Annotated in this window: 13 protein-coding genes, 1 rRNA gene and 1 pseudogene; 14 read left to right on the top strand and 1 reads right to left on the bottom strand. The window is 63.6% G+C overall.

Annotated features, from left to right (window positions below; all coding sequences use genetic code 11):
- Positions 1-773 (top strand): CDP-diacylglycerol--serine O-phosphatidyltransferase (pssA, locus tag NI18_RS21035; RefSeq protein WP_037533283.1); only part of this gene is annotated, 773 nt, incomplete at its 5' end.
- Positions 774-910: 137 nt separating this feature from the next.
- On the opposite strand, the gene NI18_RS21030 is transcribed toward pssA, so the two are convergent.
- Complete coding sequence (locus NI18_RS21030; RefSeq protein WP_235188269.1) at positions 911-1,153, bottom strand: hypothetical protein; 243 nt, start codon at positions 1,151-1,153, stop codon at positions 911-913.
- Positions 1,154-1,478: 325 nt separating this feature from the next.
- Here NI18_RS21030 and rpsB point away from each other — a divergent pair, with 325 nt between their 5' ends.
- The 13 genes and pseudogenes from rpsB to NI18_RS26010 all read left to right on the top strand — a co-directional run.
- A complete protein-coding gene (gene rpsB, locus NI18_RS21025) occupies positions 1,479-2,330 on the top strand; it encodes a 30S ribosomal protein S2 (RefSeq protein WP_031394210.1) in 852 nt (283 codons plus the stop codon).
- A 90-nt stretch (positions 2,331-2,420) separates the two neighbouring features.
- Positions 2,421-3,353, top strand: a complete 933-nt coding sequence (gene tsf / locus NI18_RS21020; RefSeq protein ID WP_037533281.1) for a translation elongation factor Ts — start codon at positions 2,421-2,423, stop codon at positions 3,351-3,353.
- Between the two features lie 399 nt (positions 3,354-3,752).
- On the top strand, positions 3,753-4,481 hold the full coding sequence (gene pyrH / locus NI18_RS21015; protein WP_031394212.1) for a UMP kinase: 729 nt from the start codon (positions 3,753-3,755) through the stop codon (positions 4,479-4,481).
- Between the two features lies 1 nt (position 4,482).
- Complete coding sequence (gene frr, locus NI18_RS21010; protein ID WP_031394213.1) at positions 4,483-5,040, top strand: ribosome recycling factor; 558 nt, start codon at positions 4,483-4,485, stop codon at positions 5,038-5,040.
- Positions 5,041-5,111: 71 nt separating this feature from the next.
- Entirely contained in the window at positions 5,112-5,804 is a 693-nt protein-coding gene (locus tag NI18_RS21005; RefSeq protein ID WP_037533279.1) for an isoprenyl transferase, read from the top strand.
- A gap of 66 nt (positions 5,805-5,870) precedes the next feature.
- Positions 5,871-6,626 carry a phosphatidate cytidylyltransferase gene (locus tag NI18_RS21000; RefSeq protein ID WP_052149409.1) on the top strand — a complete coding sequence of 252 codons (756 nt, stop codon included), beginning with the start codon at positions 5,871-5,873 and terminating at the stop codon, positions 6,624-6,626.
- Positions 6,623-7,780 carry a 1-deoxy-D-xylulose-5-phosphate reductoisomerase gene (locus NI18_RS20995; protein WP_037533276.1) on the top strand — a complete coding sequence of 386 codons (1,158 nt, stop codon included), beginning with the start codon at positions 6,623-6,625 and terminating at the stop codon, positions 7,778-7,780. Before NI18_RS21000 ends, NI18_RS20995 begins: the two co-directional genes overlap by 4 nt.
- Positions 7,777-8,910: an RIP metalloprotease RseP gene (gene rseP, locus NI18_RS20990; protein ID WP_037533274.1), complete on the top strand. Its 1,134-nt coding sequence runs from the start codon at positions 7,777-7,779 to the stop codon at positions 8,908-8,910. Before NI18_RS20995 ends, rseP begins: the two co-directional genes overlap by 4 nt.
- Positions 8,911-9,028: 118 nt before the next feature.
- Positions 9,029-11,748 (top strand): annotated as a pseudogene (bamA, locus tag NI18_RS20985) (outer membrane protein assembly factor BamA).
- Entirely contained in the window at positions 11,748-12,413 is a 666-nt protein-coding gene (locus NI18_RS20980) for an OmpH family outer membrane protein (protein WP_031439361.1), read from the top strand. Before bamA ends, NI18_RS20980 begins: the two are co-directional and overlap by 1 nt.
- Before the next feature lie 38 nt (positions 12,414-12,451).
- Positions 12,452-12,928, top strand: coding sequence for a 3-hydroxyacyl-ACP dehydratase FabZ (fabZ, locus tag NI18_RS20975; RefSeq protein ID WP_037533286.1), 477 nt, complete (start codon positions 12,452-12,454; stop codon positions 12,926-12,928).
- A 101-nt stretch (positions 12,929-13,029) separates the two neighbouring features.
- On the top strand, positions 13,030-13,260 hold the full coding sequence (rpmE, locus tag NI18_RS20970; RefSeq protein ID WP_031393312.1) for a 50S ribosomal protein L31: 231 nt from the start codon (positions 13,030-13,032) through the stop codon (positions 13,258-13,260).
- 622 nt (positions 13,261-13,882) lie between these two features.
- Positions 13,883-14,635, top strand: a 16S ribosomal RNA gene (locus NI18_RS26010); the annotation flags it as partial.

Genomic DNA, 14,635 nt, shown 5'->3' with positions numbered 1-14,635 from the left:
CGCGCCGCGGCCTGCCGCTCCGCGCGGTCGCACCCAATGCGGTCACCGCACTTGCCCTGTGTTCGGGTCTCAGCGGCGTCCGGTTCGCGATCGGCGGCCAATGGGAAAGCGCGGTCGCGATGATCATGGTCGCGGGTGTGCTCGACGGGCTCGACGGCCGGATCGCGCGCATGCTCCACGGCGAGAGCCGGTTCGGCGCAGAACTCGATTCGCTGTCCGATGCGATCTCCTTCGGCGTCGCGCCTGCACTGATCGTCTATCTCTGGTCGCTCGCCGCGCTGCCCCGAATGGGCTGGATCTGCGCGCTGATCTTCGCCGTGTTCTGCGCGCTCCGCCTCGCGCGCTTCAACGCCAAGATCGACGAGAGCCATCAGCCGCACAAATCCGCGGGCTTCCTGACCGGTGTGCCCGCGCCGGCCGGGGCAGGGCTCGCGCTCATGCCGATGTTCTTCTGGTTCTGGACCGACGAACCGTTCTTCGCCTCGCCCTATATCGTCGCACCCTGGATCGCGTTCGTCGCGCTGCTGATGGTGTCGAGTATCGCGACCTGGTCGTGGAGTTCGCTCAAGCTGCGTCGTAACGTCCGGTTCGAGGCGATCGCGCTCGTCGTCCTGCTCGGTGCCGCGCTCGTCAGCGCCCCCTGGCACACGCTCAGCGTCATCTGCCTTCTCTATATCGTCTCGATGCCGTTCAGCATCGCCAGCTATGCCAGGGTCCGCCGCCAGCGCGCCGGCGTCCGTAGCGGCGAGACGTCCGCCAAACCGGGTCTCTGATCCGGCCTATCGAGCCCCGGGCCCGCCGGCCCGGGGCAGACCCGGAAAGTTCGATCCCCATGTAATCCACAAGCCGGCCACGCCCGTGGATCAGTAAAGGCGCCTGTCGATCAGCGCCCAGGTCAAACCGCCAAAGTTCAGGCGGCGGCATTCCAGCGCTGCGACGGCTGCGGCATGCCGGTCGAAGACCAGCGGCGGACCGCGATGCGGCGCTCGGCGCGCGCTAGCGTCTGCAACGGGGCGAAGGCCGGCTCGACATTGCCCGATGCCAGGCTGACGATGCGCGACCATTGCGGTGCGATCGACGTCAGGATCACCGCGGTCGCGACTGCGAACGACCCCGAGAACACCATGAAGCTCACTATCATCATCCCGCTCATCTTCCCGCTCGCCTTCCCTGCAAATGCGAACATTGTGTTAAGGTTCGCAACACCCGGTCGAAAACATCGTTCCGTTCGTCGCATTTGGATCACCGCCGTTCCGGGGTGATTCTACGCCGAGTCGAACCTCTGTTCTGTTCTGACCCCGTTATGTTCTTATTGCGTTCTTTTGTCAAGTCGGACGTAAGCCGTTGCATTTGGCGCGGTCCCCGGCTAAGGGCCGCGCCTCTAACCCCGCATGGGAGGCATCATAGCCCGGTGCGTTTCGGTCATTCGGCCGGCACGTCATCCGCTTCCCAGAGGCACAACCGGAAGGACATATCCTATGGCGGCACCAGTCGTCTCGATGCAGCAGCTCATTGAAACGGGCGCACATTTTGGTCACCAGACGCATCGCTGGAACCCCAAGATGAAGCCTTACATCTTCGGTGACCGCAACGGCGTCCACATCCTCGACCTCTCGCAGACCGTGCCGCTCTTCGCGCGCGCGCTCGAATTCGTCTCGTCGGCCGTCGCCGGCGGTGGCAAGGTCCTGTTCGTCGGCACCAAGCGCCAGGCGCAGGAGCCCGTCGCCGACGCCGCACGTCGCGCAGGTCAGCACTTCGTCAACCATCGCTGGCTGGGCGGCATGCTCACCAACTGGAAGACCATCTCGGGTTCGATCAAGCGTCTGAAGACGCTCGAGGAAATGCTGTCGGGTGACACCGTCGGCCTGACCAAGAAGGAAGTGCTCCAGCTCACCCGCGAGAAGGACAAGCTCGAGCTTTCGCTCGGCGGCATCCGCGACATGGGCGGCATTCCCGACGTGATGTTCGTGATCGACGCGAACAAGGAAGAGCTGGCGATCAAGGAAGCAAACACGCTGGGTATTCCCGTCGTCGCGATCCTCGATTCGAACGTCTCGCCGGACGGCATCGCCTTCCCGGTGCCCGCGAACGACGACGCCGCGCGCGCCATCCGCCTCTACTGCGAAGCCATTGCAATCGCAGCGACTCGTGGTGGCCAGGAGCAGCAGCGCCGGACCGGTGCCGACATCGGTGCGATGGTCGAGCCGCCGAAGGAAGAGGCGATCGCCGAGCCGACCGTCGAGCCGACCGCCGACACGACGCAGGTTGCGGCGAACGCCGAGACCGCCGCAGAGTTCGCGGCCGAGGGTGAGCGCCAGATCGACGCATAAGCGTCGTCGCCGAACCGTCATGCGGGCGGGGTAGGGCATCTGGCCTTACCTCGCCCGCAACTACATTCAGACTAAAGAGGATTTACGGACATGGCTGATATCACGGCAGCAATGGTCAAGGATCTGCGCGAAAAGAGCGGCGCGGGCATGATGGACTGCAAGAAGGCGCTCAGCGAGAATGCCGGCGACATGGAGCAGGCGATGGACTGGCTGCGGACCAAGGGTCTCGCCGCCGCCGCCAAGAAGTCCAGCCGCACCGCGGCCGAGGGTCTGGTCGGCGTCGCCGTTTCGGGCACCAAGGGTGCTGCGGTCGAGGTCAACTCGGAAACCGATTTCGTCGCAAAGAACGATCAGTTCCAGTCGTTTGTCCGTGACGTGACGCAGATCGCGCTCGCCACCGGCGGTGACATCGACTCGCTCAAGACGCAGGCGATGCCATCGGGCAAGACCGTCGAGGAAGTCCTGACGAACAACGTCGCGACGATCGGCGAGAACCAGTCGCTGCGCCGTTCGCGCACGCTCGAAGTCAGCAAGGGTGCGGTCGTTCCGTACATTCACAACGCGGCATCGCCGGGCCTCGGCAAGATCGGCGTGCTCGTCGCGCTCGAGTCGGAGGCGTCGGACGAGGTGCTCCAGACGCTCGGCAAGCAGCTCGCGATGCACATCGCAGCGGCGTTCCCGAAGGCGCTGAACGAGGCCGATCTCGACGAAGCCGAGATCGAGCGTGAGCGCGCGATCGCGACCGAAAAGGCCGCCGATTCGGGCAAGCCTGCTGATATCATTGCAAAGATGGTCGAAGGCGGCATCGCCAAGTACCGCAAGGAGCACGCCCTGGTCAGCCAGCTGTTCGTGATGGACGGCAAGACCAAGATCTCGGACGTCGTCGCCAAGGCCGGCAAGGACGCGGGCGCCGAGATCAAGCTGGTGGACTATGTCCGCTTCCAGCTCGGCGAAGGCATCGAGAAGGAGCAGTCCGACTTCGCCGCCGAAGTCGCTGCCGCCTCGGGCGTCCCCCAGGCGTAACAACGCCCTCCCTCTCCCGTCCGGGGAGAGGGAAGGGGCCCACGGCCACTCGGCCGTGGGAAGGGTGAGGGGAGTGGCGAGGTCTCGAACCTCACGCCCCTCATCCGGCTCCGCTGGTCTACCGTCTCCCCGAGGGGAGAAAGATCACGGAGTAGCCGTGCGCTACTCCGTGATCCCCGCGCAGGCGGGGATCCAGACCCTAGGCGGTCGGTGTCGCTCGCGACGCCAGCCCCTCCATCTCCGCGGAAATGACGGCATTTCCCCTCGCGCGCCCTCCTGCGGTCGACGATTTTCCGTCTCCTGACCGCTCAGAGTCCACACAGGCACGTCGCAGCGCTTCACATCCCCGGCCTCGCCGCCTAAGGTCCGCGCCGCCCCGCCAATCACAATTCGAGATTTATGACGCCTCCGCGCTTCAAACGCATTTTGCTCAAACTGTCGGGCGAAGTCCTGATGGGACCCGCCGGTCTTTCGATCGATCCCACCGTCACTGCACGCGTCGCCGGCGAGATCGCCGACGTCCGCGCCAAGGGCTATGAGATCTGCATCGTCGTCGGGGGTGGCAACATCTTCCGTGGCCTCGCCGCCGCCGCCAAGGGCTTCGAGCGCGCGACCGCCGATTATATGGGTATGCTCGCGACCGTGATGAACGCGCTCGCGGTGCAGAACGCGCTCGAGCAGATCGGCATCGACACGCGCGTCCAGTCGGCGATCCCGATGGCGAGCGTCTGCGAACCCTTCATCCGGCGTCGCGCCGAACGGCACCTCGAAAAGGGCCGCGTCGTGATCTTCGCGGCCGGTGTCGGCAGCCCCTATTTCACCACCGATTCGGGCGCCGCGCTGCGTGCTGCCGAAATGAAGTGCGACGCGCTGTTCAAGGGCACGTCGGTCGACGGCGTCTACAGCGCCGATCCGAAAAAGGACCCGGACGCAACGCGCTACGAGACGATCTCGTACAGCACGGTGCTGTCCGAGGACCTCAAGGTCATGGACGCGAGCGCGATCGCTTTGTGCCGCGACAATGATATCCCGATCGTCGTCTTCAACATCCGCGAACCCGGCAATCTTGCCGCGGTGCTGGCGGGTGATGGCGTGTCGACGATCGTCCAGAACGAGCAGGAGAGTTAAGATGGCAGCGTATGACAAGAGCGACCTGGAACGCCGCATGGCGGGTGCCGTCGAAGCGCTGAAGCACGATCTGGCCGGGCTTCGCACCGGCCGCGCGTCGACCGCGCTGCTCGATCCGGTGATGGTCACGGTCTACGGCTCATCGATGCCGCTCAACCAGGTCGCGACCGTGTCGGCGCCCGAGCCGCGGATGCTGTCGGTGCAGGTCTGGGACAAGTCGAATGTCGGCCCGACCGACAAGGCGATCCGCTCCGCCGGGCTGGGTCTCAACCCGATCGTCGACGGTCAGACGCTGCGTCTGCCGATTCCCGATCTGACCGAGGAGCGTCGCAAGGAACTCGCCAAGCTCGCCGGCCAATATGCTGAAAAGGCCCGCATTGCGGTCCGTAACGTCCGTCGCGACGGGATGGATTCGCTGAAGGTCGACGAGAAGAAGGGCGTGTTCGGCGAGGACGAGCGCAAGCGTCACGAAGTCGAGGTGCAGAAGCTCACCGACAGCACGATCGCCGATCTCGACGCGACCGCGGGCGCCAAGGAAAAGGAAATCCTGGGCAAGTGAGGCCGCTTGGCGCTGCTTCGGCCGGAGCCTCCCAGGCTGCGTCGCTCGTCGCCGTTCCTGGGGGCGGCGCGGTGCCGCGTCATGTCGCGATCATCATGGACGGCAATGGGCGGTGGGCGAAGAAGCGCTTCCTCCCCCGCTTTGCCGGCCACAAGGCGGGCGTCGACGCGGTGCGCAATGTCACCCGCGCGGCGCGGGCGATGGGGATCGAGGCGCTCACGCTTTATGCGTTCTCCTCCGAGAACTGGCGCCGCCCCGCGGAAGAGGTCAGCGATCTCATGGGGTTGCTGCGGCATTTCATCCGCAGCGATCTCGACGAACTGACGCGCGAGAATGTCCGTTTGCGCGTCATCGGCGACTACCACGCCTTCTCGCCCGATCTGGTCGCGATGGTCGATGATGCGATTGCGCGGACCGCGGCCAATACGGGTCCGCTGCTCGCGATCGCACTCAACTATGGCGCCCATGCCGAACTCGTGCTCGCCGCCCGCCGCCTGGCGGAACGCGCGCGCGACGGGGTGCTGGATCCGGCAAGCATCGACGCGGCGATGGTCGAGGGCGAACTCGACACGCGTGATCTTCCCCCGCTGGACCTGATGATCCGCACCTCGGGCGAACAACGCCTGTCGAATTTCCTGTTGTGGCAGGCGGCCTATGCCGAACTGCTGTTCGTCGACACGCTCTGGCCCGATTTCGACGGCGACGCGCTCGCCGAGGCCGTTGCGGCCTTTGGCGTGCGGCAACGCCGCTATGGTGGGCTGTGACGCTTACCGATCCCGAACGGGCCCCCCGATCAGGCGCTTCGCACACCATCCAACCTCAAGCTCCGGATGATCGCGAGCGTCGGCATGATCGTCGTCGCGAGCATCGCCCTGACGCTGGGCGGCATTGCTTTCTGGCTGTTGGGCGTGGTGGCCGCGCTGTTCATGATGGCCGAATGGGCGATGCTGCAGGGGGCCGACGCGAAAACCAGGCGCATGACGCAGTTCGCGTTGTCCGTGCCGCTCGCGCTGATGGCGCCGGCCTCGCTGATCCTCGTCGTGCACGATTTCTTCACGCTGGGCCTGCTTGCCGGGGCGGCGTTCTTCGTCGTCATCACCACGCGTAGGCCTCCGCTGGCGCTCGGAATCATCTATTGCGGGCTGCCCGTGCTCGCGCTGATGATCATCCGGCGTCAGGAGGACGGCGTGCTTCTGACCCTCTGGGCGCTGTCGCTGGTCTGGGCGTGCGATATCGGCGCGTTCTTCACCGGGCGGTCGCTCGGCGGACCCAAGCTTGCACCCGTGATCAGTCCGAACAAGACTTGGTCGGGCCTGATTGGCGGCGTGGCGCTCGCGGGCATCGTCGCCGCGATCCTCCACGTCGAATATGCGCTGCCGTTCCACCTTGCGCTCGCCACGCCGTTTCTCGCGGCGCTGGCGCAGATGGGGGACCTGTACGAAAGCTGGTTGAAGCGCGTCGCAGGCGTCAAGGACAGCGGCAATACGCTGCCCGGTCATGGCGGCGTGATGGACCGTCTCGACGGGCTTGTCCCGGTCGCCCCGGTCGCGGCGTTACTCATCATGTTGCCGAGCTTATACTCATGAAAAGCGTCACGATTCTCGGTGCGACCGGGTCGGTCGGTACGTCGACGCTTGATCTCGTCGAACGCGAGCCCGATCGTTTTCGCGTCGTCGCGCTGACCGCAAATTGTGACGTCGCGCGGCTCGCCGCGGCCGCGATCCGGACCCGCGCCGAATTCGCGGTGGTTGCCGACGAGCAATGCCTGCCAGAGTTGCGGACGGCGCTGGCGGGCACCGGTGTCCGGGCCGGCGGCGGCCCTGACGCGATCGCCGAGGCCGCCGCATCGGGCGCCGACTGGACGATGGGCGCGATCGTCGGCTGTGCGGGCCTCAAGCCCGTCCTGGCGGCCATCGAGCAGGGCGGCACGGTCGTCATCGCGAACAAGGAACCGCTGGTCTCCGCGGGCGACGTCATTCTTCGTGCGGCGGCGCGGTCCGGGGCGACCCTGCTTCCGGCGGATTCCGAGCATAACGCGATTTTTCAGTGCTTTGATGCCGCGCGGCCCGAAGGCATAAGGCGGATCATCCTGACGTGCAGCGGCGGGCCCTTTCGCGACTGGACGACCGATAAGATGCGCGGCGTGACGCTCGAACAGGCTGTCAAGCATCCCAACTGGTCGATGGGCGCGAAGATATCGGTCGATTCGGCGACGATGATGAACAAGGGGCTCGAACTGATCGAGGCCGCCCGGCTGTTCCCGATCGCTCCCGACCGGATCGAGATCGTCATCCATGCGCAGTCGGTGGTTCACAGCCTGGTCGACTATGTCGATGGCTCGGTTCTCGCGCAGCTCGGCCCGCCTGACATGCGCACGCCGATCGCACATACCCTGGCCTGGCCCGACCGGATGGCGACACCGATGGCGCCGCTCGATCTCGTCGGCATCGGCCGACTCGATTTTGCGGCGCCCGATCCGGTCCGGTTTCCCGCACTGCGGCTGGCCCGCGAAGCACTGGACGCGGGCGGGGGGCGCCCGGCGATCCTCAACGCGGCGAACGAGGTCGCGGTCGACGCCTTTCTCAACCGCCGGATCGGCTTCCTCGAAATTGCCGCAATCGTGGAGGATACGCTGATACGCTACGATCCGGCCGCACCGGATAGCGTCGATGCCGTTCTGGCCATCGACGCCGAGGCGCGGCGCCTTGCGAGCGAGCGTGTGAAGGATTGCGTGGTTTGATCGAAACGCCCGGTATCCTGCTGACGATCCTGTCCTTTATGCTCGTCATCGGACCGCTCGTGTTCGTTCACGAGATGGGCCATTATCTCGCTGGACGGATATTCGGGATCAAGGCCGATGCCTTTGCGATCGGGTTCGGACGCGAGATCGCGGGCTTTACCGATCGTCGCGGCACACGCTGGAAATTCGGCTGGCTGCCGCTTGGCGGTTATGTGAAATTCGCCGGGGACATGACCCCGGCAAGCCAGCCTTCCGCCGAATGGCTCGCCTTGCCTGCCGACGAACGTCAGCGGACATTCCAGTCGAAACCGGTTTGGCAGCGCGCGATTGTCGTTGCCGCAGGTCCGGTGGTCAATTTCGTCGTCGCAATCGTCATCCTCGCCGGATTCGCGCTCGCTTATGGCGACGTCCGGATGCCGCCGGTGATCGGGGCCACCGTTCCGGGCAGTGCGGCGGCACTCGCCGGTCTGCAACAGGGCGACCGGGTCACCGCGCTGGGCGGGCGTTCGGTCGAAACCTTCGACGACATGGCACGCTATGCCCGCATCCGTGCGGGAGAACGCACTCGCATTGATGTACTGCGTGATGGACGACTGGTATCGCGCGATGTCGTGATCGGTACCGAGCTCCAGCGCGACCGGTTCGGGAATGAATATCGGATCGGCCGGCTCGGGATCGCCGGTGGCAAACCCATCGTCGTTCGCGTCGGCTTGCTCGAAGCACCGGCCGTCGCGGTGAAGCGGACCGGCGAGATCGTCTCGATGATGGTCGAGACGCTAGGCCAGGTGATTTCGGGCCGTCGCTCCGTCAAGGAACTCGGCGGACCGCTCAGTATCGCCAAGGTCTCGGGCGAGCAGATGTCGCTCGGCCTCGATGCCTATGTCTTTCTGATTGCGCTGGTGTCCATCAATCTGGGGTTCATCAACCTGCTGCCAGTGCCGATGCTTGATGGCGGACATTTGCTATTTTATGCGATAGAGGCAGTCCGGCGAAAGCCCGTCGGTCCCGACGTTCAGGAATGGGCGTATCGCGGCGGTCTTGCGGCGATCCTCGCATTGATGCTTCTCGTGACCTTCAACGATCTCGGCAATTTCGGGTTGTGGAAGAATCTGGCCGGCTTGATCGGCTGACGCGGTTAGGGCAGGGCGGGCGCGCCCTTGCGTATGCAAGTTTCTTGGGGTGGGTTTGGTGACAGCAATCAACGGTTACACTTTGGCGCGTAACGGCGCCCTGCTCCTGGCAGGTACGATGCTGTCCGGCGTGCCGGTCTGGGCACAGGTTGCGCCTACCGGCGCCGCGCCCGCGGCTCAGGCACGATCCGGTCCGCCGCGTGCACAGGCGGCTGCCCCTGCATCTGCTCCTACAACGCCCGTAGCGGCGCCTGTATCCCAGACTCTGATCAAGACTTTGCGTGTCGAAGGCTCGCAGCGCATCGAGCCCGAGACCGTGTTGAGCTACACCAAGCTCCGCGTCGGCATTCCGTACACGGCCGAGACGCTCGATCAGGCGCTCAAGGACCTGCAGGCAAGCGACCTGTTCGCGGATTATTCGATCGCCGGGGTCGAGGACGGCAATATCGTCCTGCGTATCCGCGAGAATCCGATCATCAACCGCGTGATCCTAGAGGGCAACAAGGCGCTCAAGGCGGACAAGATCACCAAGGAGATCAAGCTCGCGCCGCGGCAGATCTTCACGCGCACCGCGGTCCGACAGGACATCGCGCGGATCATCGAGCTCTATCGCCGGCAGGGCCGCTTTGCCGCGGTCGTCGATCCGAAGATGGTCAATCTCGACCAGAACCGCGTCGACGTCGTGTTCGAGATCAGCGAAGGCCCGAAGTCCAAGGTCCGCCAGATCAACATTCTTGGCAACGAGGTGTTCTCGGACGACAAGATCCGCGGCCAGATGGCGACCAAGCAGGCGCGGCTCTTCCGCCTCCTGTCCTCGGCGACCAGCTATGACCAGGATCGCCTGAGCTACGACCAGCAGAAGCTGCGCCAGTTCTACCTGACCGAGGGCTATGCCGATTTCCGCGTCACGTCCGCGGTCGCCGAGCTGACGCCGGACAAGAAGGACTTCATCATCACGTACGTGGTGGAGGAGGGCAAGCGCTACAAATTCGGTGACGTCACGTCGACAGCCAGATCCGCGACTTCGACAACAAGAAGCTCGCCTCGACGCTGCCGCTCAAGAAGGGCGAGTGGTATAACGCGAAGCTCGTCGAGGATTCGGTCGACAATTTGAGCCAGACCGCGGGCCTCTTCGGCTATGCGTTCACCGAGGTGAACCCGGAGTTCCAGAAGGACGTCGATACCCTGACCATGGGTATCAACTTCAACATCGCCGAAGCCAAGCGCACCTATGTCGAGCGGGTCGAGATCAACGGCAATTCGCAGACGCAGGACAAGGTTGTGCGTCGCGAGATCCGCCTGGCGGAGGGCGACGCGTTCAACAGCTTCCAGGTGAAGCGCTCGCAGGATCGCATCAACTCGCTCGGCTATTTCCAGGACAAGATGGAAATCAAGCAGACGCCAGGCTCCGCGCCTGACCGCGTGATCCTTGAAACCAATCTGGAAGAGCGCTCGACGGGCGAATTGCAGCTGTCGGCGGGCTATTCGAGCCTCGAGCGGTTCATCATCCAGGCGAACATCACGCAACGCAATTTCCGCGGCAAGGGCCAGGAACTGCGCGCCGGCGTGAACTATTCGAGCTATTCCAAGTCGATCGAGCTTGGCTTCACCGAGCCGTATCTGTTCGACAAGAACATCGCGCTCGGTGGCGACATATTCCGGCGCGATTACAATTCTTTCAACTATGTCGGGAACGACCGCCAGACGACCTATTCACAGGTCTCGACGGGCTTCCAGATCCGTGCCGGTGTGCCGCTGACCGAGTTCTGGTCGCTGTCGGGCCGCTACGGCCTGTCCTATGACGAGGTCGGCCTCGATCAGGCCTCCTATTTCACCAACGGCGTCTGCGACCCGCTCAAGGCCGGGCGCTACCTCTGTGAGGCACTCGGCAATCGCTGGACGTCGTCGATCGGCTATTCGCTGATCTACGATACGCTGAACAGCCGTTTGCGCCCGACCGCCGGGCAGCGCTTCTCGTTCAGCCAGGACTTTGCCGGTCTGGGCGGCGACGTGAAGTATATCCGTACGCGCGCCGAAGGATCGAAGTTCTGGAACCTCGGCAGCGGCTTTATCGGCTCGATCATCGCCGAGGGCGGCTATATCCACTCGCTCGAGAAGAGCCGTGGCGAGGGTGTCGACCGCGTCCGCATCACCGACCGCTTCTATCTCGGCGAGCCGCAATTCCGCGGCTTTGACATTCGGGGCGTCGGTCCGCGGGTCCTGCGCCAGCAATATGTCACTGCGGCCGATGGCACGCAGACGGTAGTGACCGATCGCAATCAGATCGTCGACGACGCGCTCGGCGGCCGGGCTTATTATCTGGCTCGTGCCGAAATCGAGATTCCGCTGGGCTCTGGCGCGCGCGAACTGGGGCTTCGGCCGACCATCTATGCACAGATCGGCAGCCTGTTCGGCATCACCAAGCCGTTGCCAACCGCGGTCTTCCCAACGTCGGTCGACGCGGCCGGCAATGTCACCGTGTTGCCGATCAACACGCCGCTGTTCGACAGCGCAGGCCGCCAGCTCTATTTCAACACCTACACGCCGACCGGCGCGACCGAAACGGCGCAGCGGGCGACGACGTGTCAGACGGGCTATTCCGATACGCTCGGCGGCGCCTGCGCAGGCGCCGAGGCCAATGTCATTGCGACCAGCGCGATCGCGCCGTTCAAGGAGACCTTCCTTGGCAATTCGCCGCGACCGCGTCTGTCGGTGGGTATCGGCGTGAACTGGAATTCGCCGTTCGGCCCGCTGCGTATCGATCTTGCCAAGGCGATCCTGACGCAGCCGGGTGATGACCCCAAGCTTATTACTTTCAACGTAGGGACACAGTTCTGATGACGACGTTCAAGACGCTTCTTCTCGCCGCAGCCGTGCTCGCACCGGCGGCGATCGTCGCACCGGCGCAGGCCCAGGTTTCGGGTATCGCGGTCGCCGACCCGCAGGGCGCGATCGCAGGCTCCAAGGCCTGGACCACCGCGCGTGGCCAGATCGAGACGACCTACAAGGCACAGCTCGACCAGGCCGAGACCCGCCGCCAGGCGATCGCCCGCGAACTCCAGCCGCTCGTGACCGCCTTCCAGACCGCACAGCGCGCGCCGACCCCGAATGCGGCGTCGCTCCAGAGCCAGGCTCAGGCGATCCAGGCACGCGAGACCGCGGCAAACCAGGAACTCGCGCGTCTGACCCAGCCGGCACAGCGCGCCCAGCAATATGTCATCGAACAGATCCAGGCGAAGCTCGGCGATGCGGTCAGCAATGCGGTTCGCGCCAAGAACGTGACCCTGCTGCTTCGTCCCGATGCCGCATTGTTCGCACAGCCGGCTGCCGATATCACGGCGTCGATCACGGCCGAGCTCGACCGTCTCGTCCCGACCGTCGGCATCACGCCGCCTGCCGGCTGGCAGCCGAACCAGCAGGGCCAGCAGGGTGGGGCAGCCGCACCTGCTGCAGCGGCACCCGCCCGCGCGACGCCTGCGCGCACGACGCCGCAGGGCCGCTGAGAACTTCGTCGGTGAGCACGGATAACGTGAACGTCGACGTGGCTGACGCCGCGCCCGGTCGATCGAGCGGACCGCTCGATATCGGCCGGGTGATGGCGGCATTGCCCCACCGCTATCCGATGTTGCTGGTTGATCGTGTCGTGGATCTCGTCCCCGACACATCGATCAGCGCCATCAAGGCGGTGTCGATGAACGAGCAGTTCTTTCAGGGGCATTTCCCCGGCAGGCCGATCATGCCCGGCGTGCTGATCGTCGAGGCGATGGCGCAAGCCGCCGGCATATTGGCGGTCGAATCGCTCGGTCTCGCGGGTTCGGGAAAGCTCGTCTATTTCATGGCGATCGACGGTGCGAAGTTTCGCAAGCCGGTCGAGCCCGGGGTTCTGCTTCAGCTCGACGTGACGTTCGTGCAGAAGCGCGCAAGCGTCTGTAAATTCGCAGGGCGCGCCCTGGTCGACGGTCAGCTGGTCGCAGAAGCGAATTTCACCGCGATGATCGCCGATCCGCCAAAGGTGTGATCGGCGAAACGGGGGCTCGCTTGCATCATGGCGCCGCTGTGTGTACGGGCCCGCCGTGCTTTAGGCTGGTCGGAACCAGCCGTTTATACCGGAGACATACGATGAAGGCCGATACGCATCCCGACTATCACATGATCACGATCCAGATGACCGATGGTACCAAGTACCAGACCCGGTCGACCTGGGGTAAGGAAGGTGATGTGATGACGCTCGAAATCGACCCGCTCGCGCATCCGGCGTGGACCGGCGGTCGTGGCACGATGCTCGACACCGGTGGCCAGGTCGCTCGCTTCAACAAGCGCTTCGGTGGCGGTCTCACGCTCCGCAAGTAATTCCTGTCCGACTGATGTCGGGCTGGCGAAAGACAGAACCGGCGTACGCAAGCAGCGTGCGCCGGTTTTTTCGTATTTTCCTCTTTAGCATCTGAATACGATGAGACCGTTGGTACGGCAGTACCGGGCCGCGCATTCGGACGACCCCACGAACGGGAGGGGCGGGAAGCAGGACGGGAGCGTTATAGGAGCGCCGCAGCCGCCAGTTCGCAAAAATTGCCATAAAAGTGAAATTTGCATTTGACGGGTGCGGGGAGTGGTCCTAGAGGGGTGTCACCGCAGCGAACGGCCACACGGTCTGGTTGCTGCGGTCGCAAACAACCAGATGCTCCAAGCCTTCCGCGAGGGAGGTTATGCGAGTGTCGGTATTTTTGTCGGCTATTTGACATTGTAGGTTTAGATGAAGGGACATGTGGGCGGCGGCTTGCGGTTTCTGGGGTCCTCAAGGCTCTGGATAATCGTTTAAAGCTAAGTCGTTCTCATATGTCCTTCACGTATCCATACGTAATGGACGGTCTGTGCGGTTTTCGAACTGGGCGGGTCGTCTGAAGAATTTGTGTAGAGCGGCTCCTTGAGATGAGCTGTCGTGTCGTGGAATTCCACTGCGACGTGATGGTGACATAAACTTGAGAGTTTGATCATGGCTCAGAATGAACGCTGGCGGCATGCCTAACACATGCAAGTCGAACGAAGCCTTCGGGTTTAGTGGCGCACGGGTGCGTAACGCGTGGGAATCTGCCCCTTGGTTCGGAATAACAGTTGGAAACGACTGCTAATACCGGATGATGACGTAAGTCCAAAGATTTATCGCCGAGGGATGAGCCCGCGTAGGATTAGGTAGTTGGTGTGGTAAAGGCGCACCAAGCCGACGATCCTTAGCTGGTCTGAGAGGATGATCAGCCACACTGGGACTGAGACACGGCCCAGACTCCTACGGGAGGCAGCAGTGGGGAATATTGGACAATGGGCGAAAGCCTGATCCAGCAATGCCGCGTGAGTGATGAAGGCTTAGGGTTGTAAAGCTCTTTTACCCGGGATGATAATGACAGTACCGGGAGAATAAGCTCCGGCTAACTCCGTGCCAGCAGCCGCGGTAATACGGAGGGAGCTAGCGTTATTCGGAATTACTGGGCGTAAAGCGCACGTAGGCGGCTTTGTAAGTAAGAGGTGAAAGCCCAGAGCTCAACTCTGGAATTGCCTTTTAGACTGCATCGCTTGAATCATGGAGAGGTCAGTGGAATTCCGAGTGTAGAGGTGAAATTCGTAGATATTCGGAAGAACACCAGTGGCGAAGGCGGCTGACTGGACATGTATTGACGCTGAGGTGCGAAAGCGTGGGAGCAAACAGGATTAGATACCCTGGTAGTCCACGCCT

It is taken from the genome of Sphingomonas sp. Ant20, assembly GCF_000783375.1.
Classification (GTDB): Bacteria; Pseudomonadota; Alphaproteobacteria; order Sphingomonadales; family Sphingomonadaceae; genus Sphingomonas; species Sphingomonas aerolata.
Note: the sequence above shows the minus strand (reverse complement) of the source record. Positions and strands in the feature narration are given on the sequence as shown.

Coding starts and splice junctions, on each gene's coding strand:
- NI18_RS21030 (WP_235188269.1), bottom strand. CDS start 1,153: ATGAGCGGGATGATGATAGTGAGCTTCATGGTGTTCTCGGGGTCGTTC.
- rpsB (WP_031394210.1), top strand. CDS start 1,479: ATGGCGGCACCAGTCGTCTCGATGCAGCAGCTCATTGAAACGGGCGCA.
- tsf (WP_037533281.1), top strand. CDS start 2,421: ATGGCTGATATCACGGCAGCAATGGTCAAGGATCTGCGCGAAAAGAGC.
- pyrH (WP_031394212.1), top strand. CDS start 3,753: ATGACGCCTCCGCGCTTCAAACGCATTTTGCTCAAACTGTCGGGCGAA.
- frr (WP_031394213.1), top strand. CDS start 4,483: ATGGCAGCGTATGACAAGAGCGACCTGGAACGCCGCATGGCGGGTGCC.
- NI18_RS21000 (WP_052149409.1), top strand. CDS start 5,871: ATGATCGCGAGCGTCGGCATGATCGTCGTCGCGAGCATCGCCCTGACG.
- NI18_RS20995 (WP_037533276.1), top strand. CDS start 6,623: ATGAAAAGCGTCACGATTCTCGGTGCGACCGGGTCGGTCGGTACGTCG.
- NI18_RS20980 (WP_031439361.1), top strand. CDS start 11,748: ATGACGACGTTCAAGACGCTTCTTCTCGCCGCAGCCGTGCTCGCACCG.
- rpmE (WP_031393312.1), top strand. CDS start 13,030: ATGAAGGCCGATACGCATCCCGACTATCACATGATCACGATCCAGATG.